We start from the raw sequence: 24,298 nt of genomic DNA, 5'->3' as shown, positions 1-24,298 counted from the left end.
TTTAGTGTATTTCTCTTTTATAATCAGGATACTTTCCTTAAAATTATATCATTGGCAACAAATTTAGAAAAGAAAAGAGAGTCGTCAATTTCGAAAAGCGCTTATATACGATACCCAAAAGGTGTTTACAACTCTATTGTGGTTTAGTTGATCATTTTTGACTAAAATTCACTCTTTTCAATTTGACTTTGAATTTCTTTTCAAAGTTGACTTGATGCTGTTTGTTGTGTTTTTTGTAATTCGTAAATTTATCGTAAAAACAGCATGTAAAACGGAGATTTGTTTAAAAAACAACCATAAAATCTTTAATAATCGTGATTGTTGTTGTGGTTTGCATTTTGACTGTTTGATAAAAATGAATTAAATAATCAATTTATTTAGCTGTAAATAAAGCTTTATAGGAGATTTGAGGCCACCTTTTTTTTGGTAAAAACTACGACGTCCAAAAAGGAGAAGAAATGAATATTTGAGGGTTTTTTATTATTCAAGCATAATTTGAAAATGAGCTAAGGTTTTATTTTGTGATTGAATTTTTTGTAGATAAATATTTTTTTAAGAGAATAAATTTCAGCAAAAAATAACCTAATTTTGAAATTCATTTTTTGTGATTTTCTAGAATTGCAAACACCTCACATTCAGTTATGTATTTAATATTCGATACCGAAACCACAGGATTACCCAAGAAATGGGGCGCACCCATTTCTGACACAGACAACTGGCCAAGATGTATACAAATCGCATGGCAGTTGCACGATGATATGGGGAAACTCATCGAGCATCAGGATTATTTGGTAAAACCCGAGGGATTTAATATACCGTATGATGCCGAGCGTATTCACGGAATTTCTACCGAGTTGGCCGAAGCCGATGGAATTTCGTTGGGCGAAGTTTTAGAAAAATTCAATGTCGCTTTGGGTAAAGCCAAGTTTATTGTGGGTCAGAATCTAGGTTTTGATATCAATATTATGGGATGCGAATTCTATAGAATGGGAATTGAAAGTCCGATGAGTTCAATGCCAATCCTAGATACCTGTACTGAGGCTACCGCATCTTTATTAAAACTACCCGGTGGACGTGGTGGGAAATTCAAATTACCAACGCTAACAGAATTACATAGCTATCTTTTTAACAAACCTTTTGGGGAAGCGCACAACGCCACTGCCGATGTCGAGGCAACCACGCGTTGTTTCTTGGAATTAATCCGTAGAGATATTTTTACCAAAGAAGAACTTGATGTTGAGGTAGGTTATTTCAAGGACTTTAAAAGTAAAAATCCACATGAAATTGAGCTGATTGGTTTAAAACATATCAATCTAAAAGAAGCTTCGGACAAAATCCGACTTCAATTTGGGGAAAAACAAGCGGTTTCAGTTTCCAAAGAAGAACTGAATGAGAACAAAAAGGTATTAGTCGATGCGCCTTTCGTGCATTTACACAACCATACACAGTTTTCGGTTTTGCAATCCACCATCAGTATTGCGGCATTGGTCAAAGCGGCGGCACAACAAAAAATGCCTGCGGTGGCGATGACCGATCACGCCAATTTGATGGGAGCTTTCCATTTTGTTCGTGATATTTTATACCATAATAAAGCAGCCGAATCCAAAAATAAAGCAGCTATAGAAAACGGCGAGGAGCCTACCGAAGTTCCTATGAAGCCAATTGTAGGTTGCGAGTTTTTTGTCTGTGAAGACCATAAAAACAAATCGGTTAAGGACAATGGATACCAAATAGTACTTTTGGCGAAGACCAAAAAAGGCTATCATAATTTGGCCAAAATGTCTTCTATCGCCTATACCGAAGGGTTTTATTATGTACCCAGAATAGACCGAAAAGTTATTCAGCAGTATAAGGAAGATATTATTGTTTTGTCTGGGAATCTTTATGGAGAAATACCAAGCAAAATCTTAAATCTGGGAGAAAATCAAGCCGAAGAAGCTTTGCTTTGGTGGAAAAATGAATTCCAAGACGATTTGTATATTGAGTTGATGCGTCACAATCAAGAGGATGAAAATCGTGTGAATACCTCTTTGATTACTTTGGCCAGAAAGCACGAAGTAAAATTGATTGCGACCAACAATATTTTTTATATCGACAAAGAAAATGCCAACGCACACGATATTTTGCTCTGTGTGCGGGATGGCGAAAAGCAAACCACACCTATAGGTCGTGGTCGCGGCTATCGTTATGGTTTGCCTAATCAAGAGTATTATTTCAAGTCGGGAGAGGAGATGAAACAGCTCTTTGCTGATTTGCCCGAAGCGATTTCGAATATTTCGGAGATTGTGGATAAGATTGAAATTTACGATTTAGCTCGTGAAGTATTGCTTCCTAAATTTGAAATTCCGGTGGAGTTCAACGACCCTGAAGATGAAAAAGATGGTGGAGTACGAGGGGAAAATGCGTATTTGAGACACCTTACTTTTGAAGGAGCGAATCGCAGGTATCCAGAAATTACTGAAGAAATTCAAGAACGATTGGATTTTGAATTATTGACGATTAAGAATTCCGGTTATCCGGGGTATTTCCTGATTGTACAGGATTTAATTGCCGAGGCCAGAAGCATGGGCGTTTCGGTGGGGCCAGGAAGGGGATCTGCGGCGGGATCGGTAGTGGCGTATTGCTTGAAAATTACCAATATCGACCCTTTGATGTACAACCTGCTTTTTGAGCGTTTCTTGAATCCTGATCGTGTGTCACTACCCGATATTGATATCGATTTTGATGATGAAGGACGAAGCAGCGTAATGGATTATGTGATTCGAAAATATGGGTCGAAGCAAGTGGCGCAGATTATCACGTATGGTAAAATGGCGACCAAATCGGCGATTCGTGATACGGCGCGTGTGTTGGATTTACCATTATTTGAAGCCGATAAAATTGCGAAGTTAATTCCGGGAATGATGCCGTCCAAATGGAATCTGGCTCGTTTCCTGAATGAGAAAGAAGATGTCATAAGGAAAGCAGTTCGACCGGAAGAATACGATAAGATTAAGGAGTTAATCGAAATTGCCAATGAAGGAGATTTAGGTGGAGAGACTATTCAACAAGCCAAAGTCTTAGAAGGGAATCTTAGAAATACAGGAATTCACGCCTGTGGGGTGATTATTACCCCAAGTGATATTACCAATTTCGTTCCCGTGGCTACCGCCAAGGATTCGGATTTGTTTGTCACGCAGTTTGATAACTCGGTCGTAGAAAGTGCTGGTTTGCTGAAGATGGACTTCTTGGGTTTGAAGACCCTTACCCTGATCAAAGACACCGTTAAATTAGTAAAATACAGAAGCAACATAGATCTCGATCCAGACACATTTCCTATTGATGATGTGAAAACATACGAGCTCTTTCAACGTGGTGAAACAGTAGGGATTTTTCAGTATGAGAGTGCGGGAATGCAAAAATACATGAAGGAATTAAAGCCTACGGTTTTTCCCGATTTGATTGCCATGAATGCCTTGTATCGTCCAGGACCGATTGCCTATATTCCAAGTTTCGTAAAAAGAAAAAACGGGGAAGAGGAAATTATTTATGACTTGGAGGCCTGCGAAGAATTACTAAAAGATACCTACGGAATTACCGTTTATCAAGAACAGGTAATGCTTTTGTCCCAAAAACTGGCAGATTTCTCTAAGGGGGATGCCGACGTTTTGCGTAAAGCGATGGGGAAAAAACAAAAGGATGTACTTGACAAAATGAAACCTAAATTTGTCAATCAGGCTGTTGCCAAAGGGCATGCCGCAGACAAACTGGAAAAAATATGGAAAGACTGGGAGGCCTTTGCGGAATACGCCTTTAATAAATCGCACTCGACTTGTTATGCTTGGGTTGCCTATCAAACGGCCTATTTGAAAGCCAATTATCCAGCCGAATATATGGCGGCGGTTTTGTCTAATAATATGAGTGACATCAAGCAAGTTTCTTTTTTTATGGAGGAATGTAAGCGAATGGGATTGCAAGTTCTTGGACCCGATGTTAATGAATCGTTTTACAAGTTTACCGTAAATGATGATTATGCGGTGCGTTTTGGAATGGGAGCCATAAAAGGAGTTGGGCAAGGTGCGGTGGCAACTATTGTGGAAAACAGAAAAGATGGAAAATACAAGTCTATTTTTGACTTAACCAAGCGTATTGATTTGCGTGCGGCGAATAAAAAAGCACTCGAAAACTTAATTTTGGCTGGTGGATTTGATTCGTTTGAAGGAACTACCAGAGCGCAATATTTCCATGATGATGGTGACGGAATTACATTCTATGAAAAATCCATTAAGTATGGATCTAAATTTCAAGAAAATGAAAATTCATCGCAGGTAAGCTTGTTTGGCGAAAGCAGCGATGTGCAAATCGCAGAACCAATCGTACCGCCTTGTGAAGACTGGAGCACGATGGAAAAACTAGCCAAAGAGAAAGAAGTGGTTGGGATTTATATTTCGGGACATCCGCTGGACGACTATAAGTTTGAGATGAAATATTTTTGCAATGCCAAACTCGAAGCTTTGAAAAACATGGAGCTCTACGTTGGTAAGAGCCTCACTTTTGGAGGAATTATTACCAATGTGCAACACCGTGTGGCGAAGAATGGTAAAGGATGGGGAACTTTTATGTTAGAAGGATATGACGAAAGTTATGAATTTAAAATTTTTGGCGAAGAGTATTTAAAGTTTAGGCATTTCTTTATTCAGAACAATTTTACTTTCATGAAAGTGATGATAAAAGAAGGTTGGGTGAATCAAGATACAGGTAAAAAAACCGATCCCAGAATGCAGTTTGTACTGGTGCAATACTTGCAGGATGTGTTGAGTACTTTTGCTAAAAAACTGATTCTTTTATTGAATGTAAATGACTTGGAAGCTGAATTTATTCATAAACTGAATCGTCTTTTTCAGGAAAACAAAGGAGACAACACCGTGACTTTTGAAATCATGGAGTTGGAAAAGATAAAGCGAATTGTTGAAACGGCAACTGAGTTTGCTGAAAACGAAGAGGAATCTTTTGTGGATGAAAATGAAGAAGCGGTTGAAGCGACGGAAACAAAAACAGTCACTGAAGTCGAAGAAATAAAAGTGGTGACCAAATTGTCGATGGCGAGCAGAAGGCTAAAAATTCAAATTTCGAATGAATTGTTGTTCGAATTAGAGAAAATGCAGATTAACTTTAAGCTGAATTGATTTTTTAAAAGTTAAATTTAAAATAGTTTTACAGCCTTTTTTGTTAAAATTATGCGTGCATAGTAAAAAAATAGCTTAAGTGTTGAAAATGGCGCTGATTGGGCATTGAGAGGTCTAATGTGTCTAAATAAAATACTTAAAATTACTTTATTTTTGCGCAAATTAAAATTTCAAAAATGAAAGCAAAATTATTTTTATTAGGATTATTGGTTTCTACTATGACTATGGTAGGGCAAACTACAAATACTGCAGACAGTAAACCAGAAACTTGGTATTTTAAATTAGGTGGTTCTTATTTTATGCAAACTGCTGCTACAGAATTTCCAACTGTTGGAGGTAACTTGCCTTTAGATAGAACTTATGTTGGAGGAAAGCTAGTTTCTGAAGAAAGCATCACAGGATCTTTTGGAGAAGGTTTCAGAACAGGATTAACAGCAGGATATAGATTTAATACTCGTTTAGGAGTTGAAATGGGAGTTAACTATTATTCTAGTATTGATAAAAAAATGGCGCAAACTACTACCGATGCAATTTTTGTGTCTGGAGGAAAACCAGTTTACAACTTTAAATCAGTAGGACAAATTACCGCTTTTGATTTAGCACCAGCTTTGGTTTTGTTTTTGGGTGAAAAATATGGTTTTGAGCCTTATACAAAAGTTGGGGTTTTGATTCCAATTCACGGAGATTTAGAGATCACAACTGACGCAATTGCTCCAACCGGAGTTGCTAATCCTGCAACTGTAGCAGTACATAGTGTTGATAAAGTAAAACCAAATCCAACATTAGGATTTACAGCAGCTTTAGGGACATCATATAAATTAGCTAAAAACATTTCTGCTTTTGCAGAATTGGAATACCGTAATTTTACTGTACATGGTCAAACGAAAGAGACTACGGAATTTACTAGAAATGGTCAAGATGCTTTGGCAACGAGAACTAATGCTCAAATTAATACGAATTATGTAGATCGTTTAGATGTTAATTCTAACAATATATTAACGAATCCTAATGGGGTTGATTCTTCTAAGCCAATGGACGAATTAAGTTCTTATGTTGGAATTTCTGGTTTAGGTTTGACTCTTGGATTGAAATACAGTCTATAATCAAATACAATTGAAAATATGCTAAAGACCTTCTGAAAAGAGGGTCTTTTTTTTTCGCTTTAAATACTCTTGAAATACGGAATGCCTTAGCCCTGATAGTAGTGGAAATCCTTTTTTTTTCACCCTGTCAGGGTTCAAAACCCTGACAGGGTGAAAAAAAGATTGCAACGGATAGCAGGAAACAGCTCCTAATCATTTGAAAATAGCTATTAACAATACATTTATAATGAAAACTAATTTGGGAATGGCGTTTGGTTGGTTTTTAATTTCTAAATTTGTTCTCTAGTTAAAAATAAGTATTTAAACATAAAAAAAAATAATATGGCATTAGCAATAACAGACGCTACTTTTGAAGAAGTAGTTTTGAAAGCAACGCAACCAGTAATGGTAGATTTTTGGGCAGCATGGTGTGGGCCTTGTAGAATGGTTGGGCCAATCATTGACGAACTAAGCAACGAGTACGAAGGAAAAGTGGTTGTAGGGAAAGTGGATGTAGATGCAAACCAAGAATTTGCCGCGAAATACGGTGTTAGAAACATTCCGACAGTATTGGTTTTCCATAACGGAGAAGTAGTAGGAAAACAAGTAGGAGTGGCTCCAAAACAAACGTATGCAGATAGCTTAGACGCATTGTTGTAATCGTAAGATTATAGTTTATATAAAAAGGTTTGGCGAAAGTCAAGCCTTTTTTTTATTTTTAACCAAATTTAAAATTTCTAATACAATGAGAATTTCCAGTATTTTGCTTTGTTTCTTATGGATGGCTGTTTCAGCTCAAGAGATTCAGCCTTCGGATGCGTTAGTACAAGAAGGGGTTTCTAAAGAATTGGCGAGTTTTCGTAAAAAACAACTTTCGGAGGTGTCTTATAATTTATCTTTTGCTATACCTAAGGATAAAGAACAATCGATTCAATCGAAACTCGTAGTACAGCTGAAAATATCTGACGTAAATCAGCCTTTGTATTTTGATTTTAACGAAAAGAAGGAAAGTTTACAATCGATGATGATAAACGGGCAATCAATAACGGTATTTCATGAAAAAGAACACCTTATTATTCCAAAAAAATGGTTGAAATTAGGACAAAATATTATTGAAATTGAATTTGCGGCCGGGAATTTGTCATTGAATAGAAATAGTGATTACCTCTATACCTTACTGGTTCCTGACAGAGCAAGGACTCTGTTTCCATGTTTTGACCAGCCCGATATCAAAGCTACTTACACTATGGTAATTACGGCGCCTAAAGAATGGGAAGTTTTGACTGGAGCTGTGGTGGCTGAACAAACAAGTCAAGATGATTTTGTAACGTATCATTTTAAAAAGTCAGACAAGATGAGTACGTATTTGTTCTCGTTTGTAGCTGGGAAATTTGCTAAAGTCACAATGAATCCAGGGCATTTTAACATGACAATGTTGTATCGCGAAAGTGATACCGCTAAAATAAAAGCCAGTTCCAATGTGATTTTTGATTTACACGAAAAGTCTTTGTCTTTTTTGGAAAAATACACGCAACGGCCATTTCCTTTTCAAAAATTTGACTTTGCAACGATTCCCGCTCATCCGTTTGGCGGAATGGAACATGTAGGGGCAATACAGTACAAAGAATCTACTTTGTTCTTGGATAATAGCGCTACTAACACCGAAAAATTAGATAGAGGGAAACTAATTGCCCACGAAACTGCTCATACTTGGTTTGGTAATTTGGTCACCATGAAATGGTTTGACGATGTTTGGATGAAAGAAGTGTTTGCTAATTTTATGGCCGACAAAATCATGAATCCTACTTTTCCGGAAATTAATCACGACTTGCAATTTGTGTTGGCTCATTACCCAGCGGCTTATGGTGAGGATCGTTCGGCAGGAACACATCCTATTAAACAAACGCTGCCCAATCTTAAAAATGCAGGGTCGCTTTATGGAAGCATTATTTATGACAAAGCGCCCATAATGATGCGTCAGTTGGAAACAGCAATGGGGGCTGATCGTTTTCAAAAAGGAATTCAGAAATATATGCAGAGATTCGCTAATGACAATGCGGATTGGAATGATTTAGTCGTAATTTTAGATCAAGAAACACCATTGAATATAAAAAAATGGAGTAAAGTTTGGGTAAATCAATCTAGTAGACCTTTGCTGAATGACGTCGTAGTATATGATGCTAAAAATAAAATCAAAAGTTTTGAAATCCATCAAAAAGCTGAAGACGGTTCCTCTAATGTATGGCCGCAAATTTTTGAAATAGGATTAGTATATCCTGATAGTGTTAAGGTAATAAAAGTAAGGCTAGAAGGAAGAGTTACTAAATTGAAAGAAGCTATTGGTTTGACAAAGCCTAATGTGATTATTTACAATTACAACGGTTATGGCTATGGTGTGTTTCCTGTGGATGCGTTCAATTTGAGTCAAATAGCCGTTATTCCGAATGAAGTGGCCCGAGCCTATAGCTATATCAATCTGTATGAAAATGTATTGACAGGGAAAATAACTCCTATAATGGCTTTTGGTTGTTTTTTGAAAGGAATTGAAATGGAGAAAAACGAATTAATTGTACGATTGTTGTCAGGTCAATTGAGAGATATTTATTGGATGTATTTTACAGAAAAACAACAGCAGGCCAATCAAAAAGGACTGGAAAATCTTGCTTACGAATCATTGAAGAAAGACTTGCCTCCAAATATTAAAAAAATATTTTTCGGGTTATTTAATTCTATTGCGTATTCAGAAACAGGAAAGGAGCGATTGTTTCGAATTTGGAATAAAGAAGATGTTTTCAATAATCTAAAACTTAACGAAGACGATTATGCGAATATAGCAATGGATTTAGCGGTTTTTCAACATCCGAAAGCTGTAGAAATTATGGAGAAGACAAGGTTGTCAACTACGAATCCAGATAAACAAAAGCGACTGGATTTTTTATTACCGTCACTATCAGATGACCAAGAAGTTCGAGATGCGTTCATGTTGTCTTTGAAAGAGGAGAAAAATAGAGTTAAGGCACCATGGGTAATATCGGCTTTAGGATATTTAAATCATCCGTTGCGCCAAGGAAGTAGTCAGAAACACCTCCGTTTCTGTCTGGATCTAGTTGAAGAAATTCAACGAACAGGAGATCTTTTTTTTCCTAAAAGATGGTTGACAGCGAGTATTGGAAGATATTCATCTAATTTTGCCTATAATGTTGTAGCTGTTTTTTTTAAAGAAAATCCAGATTTCAGCCCTGTTCTGAAAAGAAAATTGCTGCAGGCTACAGACGGCTTGTACCGTGCTCAAAAAATAAAAAGAGATACAGAATGAAAATCGAATCGCAAATAGAAAAAATATCCAGTTTTCAGCATTTGGAATTGTTAGCCAATCAAGTGGTGGAAGGTTTTATTTCGGGCATGCATAAAAGTCCATTTCATGGATTTTCGGCAGAATTTGCCGAGCATAAAGTGTATAATACTGGAGAGAGTACCAAACATATTGATTGGAAATTGTTTGCCAAAACGGATCGGCTGTACACCAAGTGTTATGAGGAAGAGACCAACTTGAGGTGTCATATTATTATAGACAATTCCTCTTCGATGCATTATCCTAAGTTGAAGGAGAATCAGTCTTTCTATGAAAGTAAAATTGGTTTTTCGGTATTGGCATCGGCGGTTTTAATGAACCTGTTGAAGAAACAACGGGACGCAGTTGGATTAAGTGTGTTTTCGGATAGTTATGAGTATTACGCGCCGGAGAAAGGGAGTGATCGGCATCATAGAATGATATTGAACAAACTGGAAGGCCTTTTGGAAGACACAAAAGAGAAAAAACAAACCGACACGATTACCTATTTGCATCAGATTGCCGAGAAAATTCATAGGCGTTCGATGATTATTTTGTTTACGGATATGTTTCAGTCCAATCCCGAAGGGTCGGGAGAAGAAGCACTTTTTAATGCTTTACAACATTTGAAACATGACAAGCATAAAGTGGTTTTGTTTCATGTGGTAGACAATGAAACGGAGCTAAAATTTGATTTTGACAATGCGCCAAGGAAGTTTATCGATGTAGAAACAGGAGATGAGGTAGTGGTTTTTGCGGATAATGTAAAGGAAGAATACGAGAAACAGGTTGGAAACTACTTCAAAAAGCTAGCTTTAACCTGTGCTCAGAACAAAATAAAGTACATTCCTGTGGGGGTTGGCGAAAGTTTTGAGAAAATCCTGTTGGCCTACTTAGTTGAAAAACAAAACTTTGGGTAAAATTGTAAAAAAACATTCGAAATTCTTTAACAAAAGACTTGCGTAAACGAAAATCTATTGTATCTTTGCCACCGCAATAAAGCAGAGGTTTGGTAGTTCAGTTGGTTAGAATACATGCCTGTCACGCATGGGGTCGCGGGTTCGAGTCCCGTCCAGACCGCTAATATTGGGGAAGCCTTTCGTAACAGAAAGGCTTTTTTGCCAATATGCAGTATCTAAAGCTAGTTGTGTTGTTTTCTCGTCAAAAGGCGAGACCGGTTTGTAGTTAGACCAATGAAAAGCTTTCCACTTTGTGGATAGCTTTTTTGATTTAAGCAAGTTTGTAATCCGTTCAAATCGACCAAGAATCAAAGTTTGGATAATCGGAATAAGAAGAAATTCATCTTTTTTGCAGCATTAAATTCTATTTGAATTGCCTTGATTAACCCTAAATCGAGGAATAAACAGGCGATTACATCCGAATTTTTATAAAATCCACATCGGTTTGCTTTGATTTTAAGGGGTTTGAATTTTTTTTATATACTTGTGTTATAAAATTGTTGCGTAAACGAAAATCTATTGTATCTTTGCCACCGCAATAAAGCAGAGGTTTGGTAGTTCAGTTGGTTAGAATACATGCCTGTCACGCATGGGGTCGCGGGTTCGAGTCCCGTCCAGACCGCAAATATTGTTTAAAGCCTTTCTTCACGGAAAGGCTTTTTTTATGGAGTAGAATTTATGTTTTTAAAATAAAGTCGCTTTATTTTGCCATACAATCCAAAGGAACAATCCCAGATACATCATGCACACCACAAACTTCATAAAGGAGGAAGCCAGAAAGCCCAGTAGAGATCCTGTTGCCGCTTTCAAAGCACGTTGATGGTCTTTGTAATCGTAAATGAGTTCGCCAACAAAAGCACCCACAAATGGGCCAATAATAAAACCCAAAGGAATTGGGGCAAAGATGCCAACAATCAAACCGATATTGGTTCCCCAAATGCCATACGGACTCCCGCCAAATTTCTTGGTTCCCTTCGCAGGAATAGTGTAATCCAAAACAGTTAGCGCAATAGTGATCAATGCCGAAATACCCAGAATCCAATAATTGGCAGGAACAGCAGTAGTAAAGTAAAGCAATACAATTCCAACCCAACTGATGCTTGGTCCTGGTAAAACAGGTAAGAAACTACCAAAAAACCCCACAACAACACATATAAAACCCAATAGTAAAAGTAGAATATCCATAAAAATATTTTTAGTAATTTTGATGCCGAAAATGCAACATCAATTTCCTTTACGAATATGAGAAAAATAATTGTATTTTTATAGCATCTTAGTCCCATTCAAAAAACAAACATTGAAGCAGTATTCCCTTTTTCTAGTCTTTATACTTTTTAATTCCTGTCAATATTTTGACAAGCAAGTGCCTTCCGAAAAGGAATTGTTGCAAAAGGAATTGAAAGCCATCAATTGGAAAGAAGTCGATGAATACCCGTCGGTTGTCGATTGCGATAAAATTGAAGACAAAAAGCAGCGTGAGCAATGCTTTTTTGAGGTTTTGACTCAATTGATACAAGAGAAATTGAGCAACGACACTTTGGCGATGCTTTATCCGGAGTTGGACACCATAGAAGTAAAAGTGACTATTTTTCCCAATGCAACCATGCAATTCGAGCCGCAATTTCCCAAAGATTCGGTGGCTTATGATACCATAAAAATTGACAGTATCTTAAAAGCCCGTTTGGTGGATTTTCCAAAAATAAATCCAGCCATCAAACGAGGATTACCCGTAAAAACCCAGTTTATACTTCCCGTAATTCTAAAAGTGGAGTAGTTTTTCAAGGAGCTATTTCCAGCTGTACACTATATCTGTTGTCCCGAACCCCGGGACAACAGGATGCCGTTTCCATCTGGGCTAGGGCATACGTTTTTATAACAAGATTTTTTTTGAAATAAAATTAACGGTCTTCATTTAAAAAAATAAAGACAAAATAATTACCTTTGATATACTTAAAAGAGAACAAAATGGGAGCTTTAGAGTTAAGAGATAGCGTTTTAAAATACATCAATGATGCTGATGACAGACTATTGAAAGTGGTCAAGGCATTTATAGAAACCTATCAGGAAGAAGAAATAGTTGCTTTTGATATAGACAAAAGACCAATAAATAGAGAAGAATATAAAACATCTTTAACCGAAGCCGAAGCTGAAATCAAAAGAGGAGAGTATACTGCTCAAGAAGATTTAGAAAAAGAATCACAAAACTGGTAATGGCTCCATTAAAAATAATTTGGACGAATACTGCCAAAGACCAACTTAAAGCTATTTTTGAATACTATAAAGTCAAATCACTTCAAGGAGCTCAAAATGTAAAAAACGATATTTTGAAAGCAACTAGGGGACTTCATTTTGTAGAACAATACCAACGAGACGAAATAGAACCTGAATACAGAAGAATCATTGTAAGAGACTATAAGTTACTCTACAAAGAAGAAAAAGAAGGAACTGTATTCATCGCTCGGATATTTAGTACAAAGCAAAACCCAGGGAAACAGTTAGAATAAGGAGGTTATCTCCTAGTGTATCACATCAAAAATCGTTAATCTAAATTCTGCTCCCGAAAGCTTTCGGGACTAAAACCGCCTCCCTTTCCATTCGTATTTCCCAAACAAGCAATACAAAACCACGGCAGTACTGAAAAACGGATACCACAAACTGCTTAAAAGCAAATAGCGGGTTTTATGTTTAGTCAAGAAACGATTGGTTTGTTCTATCAATACAGCGTCGATTCCAAATTTAATCAGGAAGTACAATCCAAGAATAGGAAAAGAAAGCAAACCAAAAACGGTAAGTCCAAAGCAACAAACCAAACCGAAATTTACCATAAAAACAAGTAGTCCCAACCTTTTTCCGAAAGCACTTTGATAGGAAGTGGTTTTGGAGGCCCAGCGAACGCGCTGATAAAACAACGATTTCCAATCATTCACGGGTTTTGTCGTTACAATGGTATTCTTCGATTTTAAATAAGCCACTTTTTCGGGGTATCGGGCTATCGCTTTTTGCAACAAAAAAACATCATCGCCACTGACAATTGCAGCATTTCCCTCGAAACCTTTAAGTTTTTGAAAAAACGATTGGGTATAGGCGAAATTGGCGCCATTGCACATAAATCCTTTTTTGATTCCAAAACTCCCTATGGTTGCACCCTGTAAACTGGCCAAATCCAATTGCTGAAAATGATGTAAAAACGAATTCTGGCAATCATAAGTAACGGCTCCTGCAATCATCGAAACGTGATGCAACTGAATGAAATTATCTAAGCTTAACAGCCAGTTTTTATGCACCACACAATCGGCGTCGGTGGTGATGACCCAGTCGGTTTTTACGATTCGCATAGCCGTTGTAATAGCGTCTTTCTTGGGCGAATTTGAACCCCGAATATTCTTTATAACCGAAACTTGAAACTTGAAACTTGAAACTTGAAACTCTTTCTCCGATTCATCATCAACCAAAATCACTTCAAACAAATCTGTCTGGTAATTCAGCTTTGAAAAGCTTTCTAATAAAAGCGGCAAATTTTCGGCTTCATTCCGAAAAGGAACAATAATGGTAAAGCTGGTTTTTGGTGTCAAACCAAGATATTCAAAAGAATTTATTTTGGTAAACCCAAAAATAAGCCAACCCATGGTAATTAGGTAAATAAGCAAAATCACACTGAGAATAATTGCAATCATACTTTAATGAGATTAATTTGTTTTTATGATTTTCTCTTTATGGGCTTGGGATGCCTTAAAATTCAATACATAATAACTTCCAATAATAACCGGCAAAACCACATTCAAAAACCACATTAAGGTAGTGACAAAAACCACCACCCATTCGTTTACGCCCAGTATTCCGAAGAAATAAACCGCCACACTCCCTTTTACGGCAAAGTCCAAGAATTGAAAAGTAGGCAAAGAAGAAGCTAAAAAATAAACGCTGGATACGGCTGAAATTAAAATGAAATAGGGTAAATCGACATCAAACGCCAAAAACAAAAAATAATATTGATGCGAGAAAACCAAATATCTAAAAATAGCCAAGATGGCGTTTTTTTGATGAATTGATTTTGGAATTTCGTTAATTTTATGAATTAGTCTCTCTATAGAATAGCCCTTGATTGTGATTTTTTTGGCTGAAAATAAAACAGCAAATAGGATTACCAAAATCCCAAAAAGCACCGCTACCGTTTTGGTAGTAATCACGTTGTATTGAGCATTGAAATACAACAATCCAAAAATGCCAAAAACTACGGTCAAGATCATTTGAATTCCGTTGCAAACGAGGTTTAGAAACACGACTTTTTTGGTGTCTTTTTTATCAAAGTATAATGCTTTTCCGGCATATTCCCCCACACCATTGGGGGTAAAAAGCCCAGCGGTCAGTGCGGCCAAAACTTGTTTAGTCGCTTCGCCCAGTGAAATTTCATGAATGAACCCCACTAAATTTTGCCATTTCAATATTTCAAAAAATCGATTGAAGACACTTAATGACAAGATAAAAACGATTCCTAAAACCGATTGGTTTTTATGAAACAACACCAAGAATTTCTGCCAATCTAGTTTGTCGTTGTTGGCCAGTTGATTGTATATAAAATAAAAGGCACCGCCTACAATCAAAAGTTTGACTAGAAGTACGAGGAAATGCTTAGTTTTGTGTGAAATTGAAATCATACCGCAAAGTAAAGGAAAATCGTCGTGAAAATGCTATTTCGCAAAGATTCACAAAGAATTCGCAAAGGAACGCAAAGGTTTTTTAGCTAAATTAAATTTTGCGAATCTCTGTGTTAACTTCGAGTATCTTTGTGTAACAACTTATAAATAAACCTTGTCAAAAGAACGCATCATATTAGGAATAGACCCCGGAACCACCATTATGGGTTTTGGATTGATAAAAATTGTCAATAAAAAAATGGAATTTTTGCAACTCAACGAATTGCAATTGTCCAAATACGACAATCATTACCAGAAACTAAAAATCATTTTTGAACGCACCATCGAGTTAATAGAAACACATCATCCTGATGAAATTGCGATTGAAGCTCCTTTCTTTGGCAAGAACGTACAATCGATGCTGAAGCTGGGTCGCGCGCAAGGGGTGGCTATGGCTGCTGGACTTTCCAGAGACATTCCCATTACCGAATACGAGCCTAAAAAAATAAAAATGGCGATCACCGGAAACGGAAATGCCAGTAAAGAACAAGTGGCCAAAATGCTCCAACAATTATTGGGATTGAAAGAATTGCCCAAAAACCTTGACTCAACGGATGGTTTAGCGGCAGCTGTTTGTCACTTTTTTAATTCGGGGAAAGTGATTGGAGAAAAGAGTTACACGGGTTGGGATGCATTTGTAAAGAATAATGAAGATCGAGTTAAAAAGTAATGAAGACTACTAAATGAGCGGCATCTACATACACATACCCTTCTGCAAGCAGGCTTGCCATTACTGCGATTTTCATTTTTCGACTTCAATGAAGAAGAAAGACGAAATGGTTTTGGCTATTGCCAAAGAATTGCAAATGCGTAAAAAGGAGTTTCAGAATGATCCCGAATTCTCGGGAGTTGAAACCATTTATTTCGGAGGAGGAACGCCATCGGTATTGACGACAGAAGAAATTGAATTTTTGATTGCCGAGGTTTACAACCATTATAGGGTTGTAGAAAACCCAGAAATTACCCTCGAAGCTAATCCTGATGATTTGTCAAGCGAACGAATTGTCGAATTGTCTAAAAGCCGTATCAACCGACTCAGCATCGGAATTCAATCCTTCTTCGAAGATGATTTGGTTATGATGAATCGTGCGCATAATTCGGCGGAAGCTCAAAAATGTTTGGCAGAAGCGACAAAATATTTTGATAATATTTCTCTCGATCTGATTTATGGAATTCCAGGAATGAGTAACGAGAAATGGAAGCAAAACATAGAAACGGCCTTGTCTTTTGGGATACCGCATATTTCGAGTTATGCTTTGACAGTCGAGCCCAAAACGGCTTTGAATAAACTCATTCAAACCGGAAAGATAGCCAAACCCAATGATGAATCTGCTCAGGAACACTTTTCGATTTTGGTGGAAACGCTGGAAGCCAATGATTTTATTCACTATGAATTGTCCAATTTTGGGAAAGCTAATTATTTTTCAAAGAACAATTCGGCCTATTGGTTGGGGAAGAAATATTTGGGAATTGGTCCCTCGGCTCATAGTTATGATGGGATTTTCCGAAGCTGGAATATTTCGAATAATTCTCTTTATTTAAAATCGATTCAGGAAGACATATTGCCAAATGAAATAGAAGTTTTATCTACAGCCGACCGTTACAACGAATATGTTATGACCGGTTTGCGAACGATTTGGGGAGTTTCTTTGGATCGAATTGAAACAGAATTTGGAAGCGAATACCTTGAGTATTTGCAAAAACAAGCCCAGAAATACCTTGACGATGATTTACTTTCTATTGACAATAACATTTTGAAACCAACTCCAAAAGGAAAGTTTTTAACCGATGGAATTGCAAGTGATTTGTTTTTTATAAATTTGGAATAAAATAGAACTCAAATAAAACGGATGTAAACAACGCTGATGTAAAATCCGTTGATTCCGCGTTAGTATATCTGTAAAATCCGCGTTAAATTATGATAGCAAACATCAACAACGAATTTAAAGTCGACCTATCAAAACCAATTGATATTTCTATTCCCATAACCAATACTGAGGAGAATCCTATCGCATGGTATATCGAAAAACCTGTAATAGAACCCGTAGTTTTTGGAGAATGGATTGGGAGTATAAAAGATGGCGCTTCTACAAATTTCAATAACATCTCCTTCAACCCACACGGACACGGAACACATACGGAATGTTTGGGACACATTACCAGAGAATTTCACAGTATTAATCAATCGCTGAAACAATTTTTCTTTTTGGCAGAACTGATTTCTATTGTCCCTGAAATGAAAGGAGAAGATTTGGTGATTTCTAGAAATCAAGTTAAAATAGCATTGGGTTTGAAAACACCGGAAGCTATAGTTATTCGAACCTTACCCAATTTTAAAATAAAAAAATCCCTTAATTATTCGAATACCAATCCGCCTTATCTGGCAGAGGATGCGGCACTTTTCATTCGTGAAAACGGCATCAAACATTTATTGATAGATTTGCCAAGTGTAGACAAAGAACACGATGAAGGAAAATTATTGGCGCACAAAGCATTTTGGAATGTAAAAGATGTAAACAATTTAAATGCTAGTGCGCGATTGGATTGCACGATTACTGAAATGATTTATGTTCCAGAAGAAGTGGAAGACGGCAGTTATTTGTTGAATTTACAAATCGCTTCTTTCGAAAATGATGCCAGTCCGAGTAAACCCATATTATATCAGCCTTTGACAATTAATGGGCAAATAGAAATTTAAAATAAATAGGTATGATTGCCGTTTCAACAGATAAAAAAAAGCTGAATATTCCTTTCATTCAAGATTTTTTGAAAGATATTTATTGGGCTGCTGGAAGAACCATCGATGAAGTGCAAAGAACCATTGATAGTTCGGTTTGTTTTGGAATTTATCTCGATGATGTCCAAATTGGCTTTGCCAGAGTGATTACCGATTATGTGGTTTTTGCCTATATGATGGATGTTTTTATAACCGAAGAACATAGAGGAAAAGGATATTCTTCAATCTTAATTTCAGCGATGATGGAGGAACCCGTTTTGAAAGAGGTTAAAATATGGAGATTGGCGACCAAAGACGCTCATTTTTTGTATGAGAAATTTGGTTTCAGCGCCTTGGCATACCCAGAAAGAATGATGGAAAAAATAAAAATATGAATCTAGAAATCTATTACGAATATTGCCTTTCCAAAAAAGGAGTTACGGAACATTTTCCTTTCGATGAAGATACGTTGGTCTTCAAAGTAGGCGGAAAAATGTTTGCTTTGTCATCTTTAAGTCAATGGGAAAAAGGGGAGCCATCGGTCAATTTGAAATGCGATCCAGATCGTGCTCAAGAATTACGTGCACAATATGGCGATATTAAACCGGGCTATCACATGAGTAAAATTCATTGGAACACGATTGGAGTAAATAAGGATGCCTCGGATTCTCTGATCAAAGAATTGATTGATCATTCTTATGAGTTGGTTTTTAAAAGTTTGACTAAGAAAATCCAAAGTGAAATTATTGAATTAGAAAATTAGGCATTACTTTTGTATAACAATTAAAAAAACATAGCAACTCAGTTACTTAGTAACTCAGCAACTTTATAAAAAAATGAAAGAACAATTTAAAAAGTTTTTAAACGAAGAACAAGACCCAAAAGCTATCGAGAAAGTCACTTCAAAATTGAATGATATTTTGATGAAAAACGAAGTAATCGGGTATATTGCTGTGCAAAAAAAACCGGCATTGACCGTACTTCCGGATAGTATTGTGATGACCAATAAAAGGATTATTATTTGCCAACCCAAAAATCTGGGTCTATCCATGAATTTTATTGATTATACTTGGGATGACATCGAGGGGACTTTTGTAAAGGAAAACATATTGGGATCTGAATTCTCTTTTTCCACCAAAACAGATATGCAGGTTTCGATTGATTATATTCCGAAGATTCAAGCTCGTAAAATATTTACCTATGCCAAAGAACAATTGGATATTTTGAAAAATGGGGCTGTAACCTCTGTAATAACTGAAGAAATTGCTCCGTCATTAATCCATGAGTCAGAATTGATTGAAGAAATGGAAACAGAAGAAGTAACTGATTTTGCCGAAATAATGCCAGTAGTTTCTAATTATGCAGAACCTATTGTAGAAAGCACAACGACTTCAGCTGAAAAAAAGGCAAGCGAATTGACACAAGACGAACTTTTTGCGAAACTTCAAAATTATAAAAAGCTACTCGATAACGGTTTGATTCTGCAAGGGGAGTATGATGCTCTCAAAAAAGAGATCTTGAGTTATATGTAGTCTAAACTGCAACTGTATTTAAAAAACGAAACCCGACAAATTAATTTTTGTCGGGTTTTGTTTTTTATTTGCTTTCCAATAAATGATACGGATTCCTTAGGTATTTGATTTCCTATATTGTAATGGAGAGCTATGTTTCAATTCTTTGAATTTTCTGTTGAAATTGGAAATGTTGTTAAAACCACATAATTCGGCAATTTCTATAACAGAAAGTTCACGATTCTTCAATAATAATTTACTTGCCCGTTCGATACGAATATCAATCAAGAACTGAAAAAATGTTTTATTGGTTCTTAATTTAAAATAACGGCAAAAGGCATTTTTAGTCATATTAGACAAGGACGCAATTTCCTCTAAAGAAATGTCCCTTTGGTAATTGGTCATCACATAGTCAAAAACCAACTGCATTCTTTTACCTTCTCTATCCGTAAAAGGTTTGTCATAGATGAAATTGGAAAGTGCTTTTTTCTCATGGAGACAAATGCTTTTTATTATTTTAAAAAACAGTATAAAGCGATCAAACTCATTGGCTTTTTTTAATTTCTTGAATTGATTTACAGTTTTTTGTGAAATGCTATCTATTTTGAAACCATTTTTTATGGAAGTAAAAAAGGATTCGAGTATTTTAAATTCAGGGAGATCAAAGAAATTGTTGCCGAAAGAATTTACTGTGAAAAATAAGGTCATCATAATAGATGTTTCATCAGCATTGATTTCGCTTCTAAATACATGGGGTAGATTACTTCCTAATACAACAAGATTTCCTTTTTGATAGCCAGTAATTGTATCTCCAACAAGAATATTCCCTTCACCATTGGCAATGTAGCTAATTTGGATTTCTTCATGTTGGTGTAATTTACCATAAAAAACAACTTCTTTATCTTCTTGATAAATCAGCGCCTCTTCTTTCGGTTTTGGTATTTTAAAGGGGAATACTTTCATTTTTAGTGGTTTAATTGATTCAAATATAAAAGATATTTGCATATATTACTCAATATTTATTAATATTTTTTAGTACAGGGTAATATAGTATTTGTTGTGGATAATTTATTAAAGGTTTTATCTGTGTCAAATATTTAATTTTGAAAAAAAAACATTAGTGATTATGAGTATTCAATGGAAAGGCGTAATGCCGGCAGTTACTACCAAGTTTACAGCGGATGACAAATTAGACTTCAACATGTTTGAAGTGAATGTAAAAGCACAGCTTGAAGCAGGAGTTAGTGGGATAATTTTAGGGGGAACTCTTGGAGAAGCCAGTACCTTATTAGAAGAAGAAAAAAGAGAATTAGTTAGAGGTACTGTTGGAATTGTTGGCGGGCAAGTTCCTATTATTATGAACATAGCAGAGCAAACGACTCGTGGGGCTATTGCGGCAGCAAACCAAGCTGAAAAAGATGGAGCAAAAGGACTAATGATGTTGCCACCAATGCGTTATGCTGCATCAGAACATGAAACTGTTGTTTATTTTTCTGAAGTTGCAAAAAACACTTCATTGCCTATTATGGTATACAATAATCCGGTTGATTATAAAACCGAGGTTACATTGGATATGTTTGAAGAAATATTAAAATTCGATAACATTCAGGCCGTAAAAGAATCTACTAGGGATATTTCGAATGTGACTAGAATCATTAATCGTTTTGGCGACCGTTTGAAGATTCTTTCTGGTGTGGATACATTGGCTTTAGAAAGTATTTTGATGGGGTCTCATGGATGGGTCTCTGGTTTGGTGGATGCTTTTCCAAAAGAAACGGTTACTATTTTCAAATTGGCAAAAGCTGGACGAATTGATGAAGCTTTAGCTATCTACAGATGGTTTTTGCCTTTGTTGGAATTGGATATTAATGCCTTTTTGGTTCAGAACATCAAATTGGCTGAGGTAGCTACAGGTTTAGGGACAGAATATGTTCGTGCGCCTAGATTGACGCTTCAAGGAGCAGAAAGAGAAAGAGTTCTGGCTATAATTAATGAAGGATTGAGAACAAGACCCACTCTTCCTAATTTATAATAATGCCAGTTCTTTTAGTTAGGTTATTTAGTTAAGTTTGGTTACTTAAAGTTGGTTCAGGGATAGTCTTACTTAAGACTATCTCTTGATTCGACATTTTGTCGTTATGGGATTTTAAGCCTTGTTTTTTACCAAATGTTAGCTTATAAATTAATGTTAATGATATTAAATTCAGACAATGATTACAGGGAAAAATTATATAGGAAGTCAGCTTGTGGCCAGTGGAACCAAAACGTTTAAAACGATAAATCCACAGCTTAATATTGAAAATGATTGGACATTTACAGAAGCCACCCAAGCGGAGATTGAAAAAACAGTTGCTTTGGCGGATCAGGCTTTTAAGGTTTATAAAAATTGTTCAGGCAAAGAAAAAGCAGCTTTTTTGAATGCTATTGCAGACGAGATTTTAGCGATTGGAGATCCGTTATTGGAGATCTATTGTACAGAATCAGGTTTGCCCAGAGGACGTGCCGAAGGGGAAAGGGGTAGAACCATTTTTCAACTGCTTTCTTTTGCCGATATGCTTATGGAGGGAAGTTGGGTAGAGGCCACATTGGATACTGCAGTTCCAGGTAGACAACCGCTCCCAAAAGAAGATTTGCGTAAAATGTTGGTTCCTATAGGACCAATTGTTGTATTTGGATCCAGTAATTTTCCGTTTGCTTTTTCAACAGCTGGAGGCGATACCGCTTCGGCTTTGGCAGCTGGATGTCCTGTAATTGTAAAGAGCCATTCGATGCATATTGGTACTGGCGAAATGGTGGCTTCGGCAGTTATCAAAGCAGCGCAAAAGACAAACATGCCAGAAGGTGTTTTTTCAAATCTTATAGGTAGTGGAGTTGTTGTAGGAGGTGCTTTAGTGAGTCATCCTCTCGTAAAAGGGGTTGGATTTACCGGAAGTATCAAAGGCGGTAGAGCGTTATATGATTTGGCGGCACAACGTCCGGAACCCATTCCTGTTTTTGCCGAAATGGGGAGTATAAACCCAGTGGTTATTTTGCCAAAAGCTTTAGAAAATGAAAGTCAAAAATGGGCTTCAACTTATGCAGGTTCCATCACGATGGGAACGGGGCAGTTTTGCACCAATCCAGGTTTATTATTGGGTATAAAAGGAGAATCTTTAACTCGTTTTATTTCTGAGTTGTCTGCCGAAATTGAAAAAATTGCTCCATCTTGTATGTTACATCCTTCCATTAAAGCCGACTTTAATCAAGGAAAAGAATTGTTGAAATCTCAAAATGGTGTACTTACCGTTGCGGAATATAAAGGAGAAATAGCCCCAAATTATGCTTCTCAAACGTTGCTTACAGTAGATGGGAAAACATTTTTAGAAAATGAAACCTTAAGCCATGAAGTTTTTGGTCCGTTTTCTATTATCGTGCAATGTGATGATGAAGTGCAATTGGTTTCAATAATTAACCAACTAGACGGGCAATTAACCGCTACAATCCTTTCCGAAGGATCTGAAATTAAAAATTACGTAAGTGTTATAGCCTCTTTGCAAAATAGAGTAGGACGACTAATTATGAATGGTGTGCCTACCGGAGTTGAAGTTTGTCCTTCAATGATTCACGGTGGCCCTTATCCTGCTTCATCTGATTCTAGGTTTACCGCTGTTGGAATCCACGCGGTGAAACGTTGGGTAAGACCTTTTAGTTTTCAAAACTGGCCGAATGATTTACTGCCTACGGAATTGCAAAATGAAAATCCATTAGGAATCTTTAGATCTGTTAATAATAAACAAACCTCTTTACCGATAGTATAATGCCAAGAAAAACTTTTTTTTGTGTTGATGCACATACCTGTGGAAACCCTGTGAGAGTAGTTGCTGGTGGAGGTCCTAATCTTATTGGGGCTAATATGAGCGAGAAACGACAACATTTTCTAAAAGAATATGACTGGATTCGTAAGGGATTGATGTTCGAGCCACGTGGTCATGACATGATGAGTGGAAGTATTCTGTATCCGCCAAGCAATCCGGACAATGATTTTGGTATTCTTTTTATAGAAACCTCCGGTTGTTTGCCCATGTGTGGACACGGAACTATTGGAACCATTACTATTGCTATAGAAGAAGGATTGGTAACTCCAAAAATCCCTGGAAAAATTAAAATGGAAGCTCCTGCTGGTTTGGTTAATATAGAATACCAACAAACCGGTAAAAAAGTGGATTGGGTACGTTTGACGAATGTCAAATCGTATTTGGCTGCCGAAGGATTAACGGTTGATTGCCCTGAATTGGGCGCGATTACTTTTGACGTCGCTTACGGCGGAAATTATTATGCCATAGTGGATCCGCAAAAAAACTTTTCGGGAGTACAGGATTTTACTGCTGGCAAAATTGTGCAATACAGCCAAGAAGTTCGTAAACGAATCAACGAAAAATATCCGAATCTATTTATCCATCCTGAGAATGATACCATTCGTGATGTGAGTCATATGTTATGGACGGGCGAACCATTAGATCCAACATCTTCGGGTAGAAATGCGGTTTTTTATGGAGATAAAGCTATCGATCGTTCTCCTTGTGGGACAGGAACATCCGCAAGATTAGCGCAACTTCATGCGAAAGGAAAATTGAAAAAAGGAGAAGATTACATTCATGAAAGCTATATAGGCAGCAAGTTTATTGGCAGAGTAGTAGAAGAAACCACCATTGGAGACATCAAAGCCATAGTGCCAAGTATTCAAGGTTGGGCAAAAGTATATGGCTATAATAATATTGTTATTGACGAAGATGACGATCCGTATGCGTTTGGATTTCAGGTAATTTAAAAAAAGTTAGCCACGAATTACACAAATTGGCAC

At 36.7% G+C, this 24,298-nt stretch carries 21 protein-coding genes and 2 tRNA genes; 19 read left to right on the top strand and 4 right to left on the bottom strand.

Going from position 1 to position 24,298, the window contains the following annotated elements:
- Positions 1 to 641 precede the first annotated feature (641 nt).
- The 7 genes from dnaE (at position 642) to DB891_RS00240 (ending at position 11,159) form a co-directional block, all read left to right on the top strand.
- The gene (dnaE, locus tag DB891_RS00270) at positions 642 to 5,165 is read left to right on the top strand and encodes a DNA polymerase III subunit alpha (RefSeq protein ID WP_116759431.1); all 4,524 of its coding nucleotides are present in this window, start codon (positions 642 to 644) and stop codon (positions 5,163 to 5,165) included.
- 176 nt (positions 5,166 to 5,341) lie between these two features.
- Positions 5,342 to 6,268, top strand: coding sequence for an outer membrane beta-barrel protein (locus DB891_RS00265; RefSeq protein ID WP_116759429.1), 927 nt, complete (start codon positions 5,342 to 5,344; stop codon positions 6,266 to 6,268).
- 321 nt (positions 6,269 to 6,589) lie between these two features.
- Complete coding sequence (trxA, locus tag DB891_RS00260; protein WP_116759427.1) at positions 6,590 to 6,907, top strand: thioredoxin; 318 nt, start codon at positions 6,590 to 6,592, stop codon at positions 6,905 to 6,907.
- A gap of 85 nt (positions 6,908 to 6,992) precedes the next feature.
- Positions 6,993 to 9,563, top strand: coding sequence for a M1 family metallopeptidase (locus DB891_RS00255; protein ID WP_116759425.1), 2,571 nt, complete (start codon positions 6,993 to 6,995; stop codon positions 9,561 to 9,563).
- Entirely contained in the window at positions 9,560 to 10,498 is a 939-nt protein-coding gene (locus tag DB891_RS00250) for a DUF58 domain-containing protein (RefSeq protein WP_116759423.1), read from the top strand. The genes DB891_RS00255 and DB891_RS00250 overlap by 4 nt, the downstream gene beginning before the upstream one ends.
- Before the next feature lie 86 nt (positions 10,499 to 10,584).
- Positions 10,585 to 10,658, top strand: a tRNA-Asp gene (locus DB891_RS00245).
- Between the two features lie 427 nt (positions 10,659 to 11,085).
- Positions 11,086 to 11,159: transfer RNA gene (locus DB891_RS00240), tRNA-Asp, on the top strand.
- 62 nt (positions 11,160 to 11,221) lie between these two features.
- Here the strand turns inward: DB891_RS00240 and DB891_RS00235 are convergent.
- Positions 11,222 to 11,722 (bottom strand): DUF456 domain-containing protein, encoded by a 501-nt coding sequence (locus tag DB891_RS00235; RefSeq protein WP_116759421.1) that lies wholly within the window; start codon positions 11,720 to 11,722, stop codon positions 11,222 to 11,224.
- A 112-nt stretch (positions 11,723 to 11,834) separates the two neighbouring features.
- Between DB891_RS00235 and DB891_RS00230 the strand changes: the two genes are divergently transcribed.
- From DB891_RS00230 to DB891_RS00220, 3 genes are all read left to right on the top strand, one after another.
- Entirely contained in the window at positions 11,835 to 12,311 is a 477-nt protein-coding gene (locus tag DB891_RS00230; protein ID WP_116759419.1) for a hypothetical protein, read from the top strand.
- Positions 12,312 to 12,478: 167 nt separating this feature from the next.
- The gene (locus tag DB891_RS00225; protein WP_124019474.1) at positions 12,479 to 12,748 is read left to right on the top strand and encodes a hypothetical protein; all 270 of its coding nucleotides are present in this window, start codon (positions 12,479 to 12,481) and stop codon (positions 12,746 to 12,748) included.
- Complete coding sequence (locus DB891_RS00220; RefSeq protein WP_116759415.1) at positions 12,748 to 13,041, top strand: type II toxin-antitoxin system RelE/ParE family toxin; 294 nt, start codon at positions 12,748 to 12,750, stop codon at positions 13,039 to 13,041. Before DB891_RS00225 ends, DB891_RS00220 begins: the two co-directional genes overlap by 1 nt.
- Before the next feature lie 69 nt (positions 13,042 to 13,110).
- Here DB891_RS00220 and DB891_RS00215 read toward each other — a convergent pair whose 3' ends face one another.
- Positions 13,111 to 14,208: a glycosyltransferase family 2 protein gene (locus tag DB891_RS00215; protein WP_116760299.1), complete on the bottom strand. Its 1,098-nt coding sequence runs from the start codon at positions 14,206 to 14,208 to the stop codon at positions 13,111 to 13,113.
- Positions 14,209 to 14,223: 15 nt separating this feature from the next.
- Positions 14,224 to 15,192, bottom strand: a complete 969-nt coding sequence (locus tag DB891_RS00210) for a lysylphosphatidylglycerol synthase domain-containing protein (RefSeq protein WP_116759413.1) — start codon at positions 15,190 to 15,192, stop codon at positions 14,224 to 14,226.
- 154 nt (positions 15,193 to 15,346) lie between these two features.
- On the opposite strand from DB891_RS00210, the gene ruvC reads away from it, so the two are divergent.
- The 6 genes from ruvC (at position 15,347) to DB891_RS00180 (ending at position 19,479) form a co-directional block, all read left to right on the top strand.
- Positions 15,347 to 15,901, top strand: coding sequence for a crossover junction endodeoxyribonuclease RuvC (gene ruvC / locus DB891_RS00205; RefSeq protein WP_116759411.1), 555 nt, complete (start codon positions 15,347 to 15,349; stop codon positions 15,899 to 15,901).
- Positions 15,902 to 15,914: 13 nt separating this feature from the next.
- Positions 15,915 to 17,060: a radical SAM family heme chaperone HemW gene (gene hemW / locus DB891_RS00200; RefSeq protein ID WP_116759409.1), complete on the top strand. Its 1,146-nt coding sequence runs from the start codon at positions 15,915 to 15,917 to the stop codon at positions 17,058 to 17,060.
- A gap of 89 nt (positions 17,061 to 17,149) precedes the next feature.
- The gene (locus tag DB891_RS00195; RefSeq protein ID WP_116759407.1) at positions 17,150 to 17,929 is read left to right on the top strand and encodes a cyclase family protein; all 780 of its coding nucleotides are present in this window, start codon (positions 17,150 to 17,152) and stop codon (positions 17,927 to 17,929) included.
- An 11-nt stretch (positions 17,930 to 17,940) separates the two neighbouring features.
- Positions 17,941 to 18,342 (top strand): GNAT family N-acetyltransferase, encoded by a 402-nt coding sequence (locus DB891_RS00190; protein WP_116759405.1) that lies wholly within the window; start codon positions 17,941 to 17,943, stop codon positions 18,340 to 18,342.
- Positions 18,339 to 18,710, top strand: a complete 372-nt coding sequence (locus DB891_RS00185; RefSeq protein WP_116759403.1) for an MmcQ/YjbR family DNA-binding protein — start codon at positions 18,339 to 18,341, stop codon at positions 18,708 to 18,710. The genes DB891_RS00190 and DB891_RS00185 overlap by 4 nt, the downstream gene beginning before the upstream one ends.
- Before the next feature lie 73 nt (positions 18,711 to 18,783).
- Positions 18,784 to 19,479 carry a PH domain-containing protein gene (locus DB891_RS00180; RefSeq protein ID WP_116759401.1) on the top strand — a complete coding sequence of 232 codons (696 nt, stop codon included), beginning with the start codon at positions 18,784 to 18,786 and terminating at the stop codon, positions 19,477 to 19,479.
- 96 nt (positions 19,480 to 19,575) lie between these two features.
- Here DB891_RS00180 and DB891_RS00175 read toward each other — a convergent pair whose 3' ends face one another.
- Positions 19,576 to 20,421, bottom strand: a complete 846-nt coding sequence (locus DB891_RS00175; RefSeq protein WP_116759399.1) for an AraC family transcriptional regulator — start codon at positions 20,419 to 20,421, stop codon at positions 19,576 to 19,578.
- Between the two features lie 163 nt (positions 20,422 to 20,584).
- On the opposite strand from DB891_RS00175, the gene DB891_RS00170 reads away from it, so the two are divergent.
- From DB891_RS00170 to DB891_RS00160, 3 genes are all read left to right on the top strand, one after another.
- Positions 20,585 to 21,490: a dihydrodipicolinate synthase family protein gene (locus DB891_RS00170; RefSeq protein ID WP_116759397.1), complete on the top strand. Its 906-nt coding sequence runs from the start codon at positions 20,585 to 20,587 to the stop codon at positions 21,488 to 21,490.
- Between the two features lie 178 nt (positions 21,491 to 21,668).
- Positions 21,669 to 23,255, top strand: coding sequence for an aldehyde dehydrogenase (NADP(+)) (locus tag DB891_RS00165; protein ID WP_116759395.1), 1,587 nt, complete (start codon positions 21,669 to 21,671; stop codon positions 23,253 to 23,255).
- Complete coding sequence (locus DB891_RS00160; RefSeq protein ID WP_116759393.1) at positions 23,255 to 24,265, top strand: 4-hydroxyproline epimerase; 1,011 nt, start codon at positions 23,255 to 23,257, stop codon at positions 24,263 to 24,265. Before DB891_RS00165 ends, DB891_RS00160 begins: the two co-directional genes overlap by 1 nt.
- Positions 24,266 to 24,298: the final 33 nt, after the last annotated feature.

Origin of the sequence: Flavobacterium laiguense (assembly GCF_003097655.1) — a bacterium.
Taxonomy (GTDB): domain Bacteria; phylum Bacteroidota; class Bacteroidia; order Flavobacteriales; family Flavobacteriaceae; genus Flavobacterium; species Flavobacterium laiguense.
The sequence above is the reverse complement of the archived record's forward strand: the minus strand, read 5'-3'. Positions and strand labels throughout refer to the sequence as shown.

Coding starts and splice junctions, on each gene's coding strand:
- dnaE (WP_116759431.1), top strand. CDS start 642: ATGTATTTAATATTCGATACCGAAACCACAGGATTACCCAAGAAATGG.
- DB891_RS00265 (WP_116759429.1), top strand. CDS start 5,342: ATGAAAGCAAAATTATTTTTATTAGGATTATTGGTTTCTACTATGACT.
- trxA (WP_116759427.1), top strand. CDS start 6,590: ATGGCATTAGCAATAACAGACGCTACTTTTGAAGAAGTAGTTTTGAAA.
- DB891_RS00255 (WP_116759425.1), top strand. CDS start 6,993: ATGAGAATTTCCAGTATTTTGCTTTGTTTCTTATGGATGGCTGTTTCA.
- DB891_RS00250 (WP_116759423.1), top strand. CDS start 9,560: ATGAAAATCGAATCGCAAATAGAAAAAATATCCAGTTTTCAGCATTTG.
- DB891_RS00235 (WP_116759421.1), bottom strand. CDS start 11,722: ATGGATATTCTACTTTTACTATTGGGTTTTATATGTGTTGTTGTGGGG.
- DB891_RS00220 (WP_116759415.1), top strand. CDS start 12,748: ATGGCTCCATTAAAAATAATTTGGACGAATACTGCCAAAGACCAACTT.
- DB891_RS00210 (WP_116759413.1), bottom strand. CDS start 15,192: ATGATTTCAATTTCACACAAAACTAAGCATTTCCTCGTACTTCTAGTC.
- hemW (WP_116759409.1), top strand. CDS start 15,915: ATGAGCGGCATCTACATACACATACCCTTCTGCAAGCAGGCTTGCCAT.
- DB891_RS00195 (WP_116759407.1), top strand. CDS start 17,150: ATGATAGCAAACATCAACAACGAATTTAAAGTCGACCTATCAAAACCA.
- DB891_RS00190 (WP_116759405.1), top strand. CDS start 17,941: ATGATTGCCGTTTCAACAGATAAAAAAAAGCTGAATATTCCTTTCATT.
- DB891_RS00185 (WP_116759403.1), top strand. CDS start 18,339: ATGAATCTAGAAATCTATTACGAATATTGCCTTTCCAAAAAAGGAGTT.
- DB891_RS00180 (WP_116759401.1), top strand. CDS start 18,784: ATGAAAGAACAATTTAAAAAGTTTTTAAACGAAGAACAAGACCCAAAA.
- DB891_RS00175 (WP_116759399.1), bottom strand. CDS start 20,421: ATGAAAGTATTCCCCTTTAAAATACCAAAACCGAAAGAAGAGGCGCTG.
- DB891_RS00170 (WP_116759397.1), top strand. CDS start 20,585: ATGAGTATTCAATGGAAAGGCGTAATGCCGGCAGTTACTACCAAGTTT.
- DB891_RS00165 (WP_116759395.1), top strand. CDS start 21,669: ATGATTACAGGGAAAAATTATATAGGAAGTCAGCTTGTGGCCAGTGGA.
- DB891_RS00160 (WP_116759393.1), top strand. CDS start 23,255: ATGCCAAGAAAAACTTTTTTTTGTGTTGATGCACATACCTGTGGAAAC.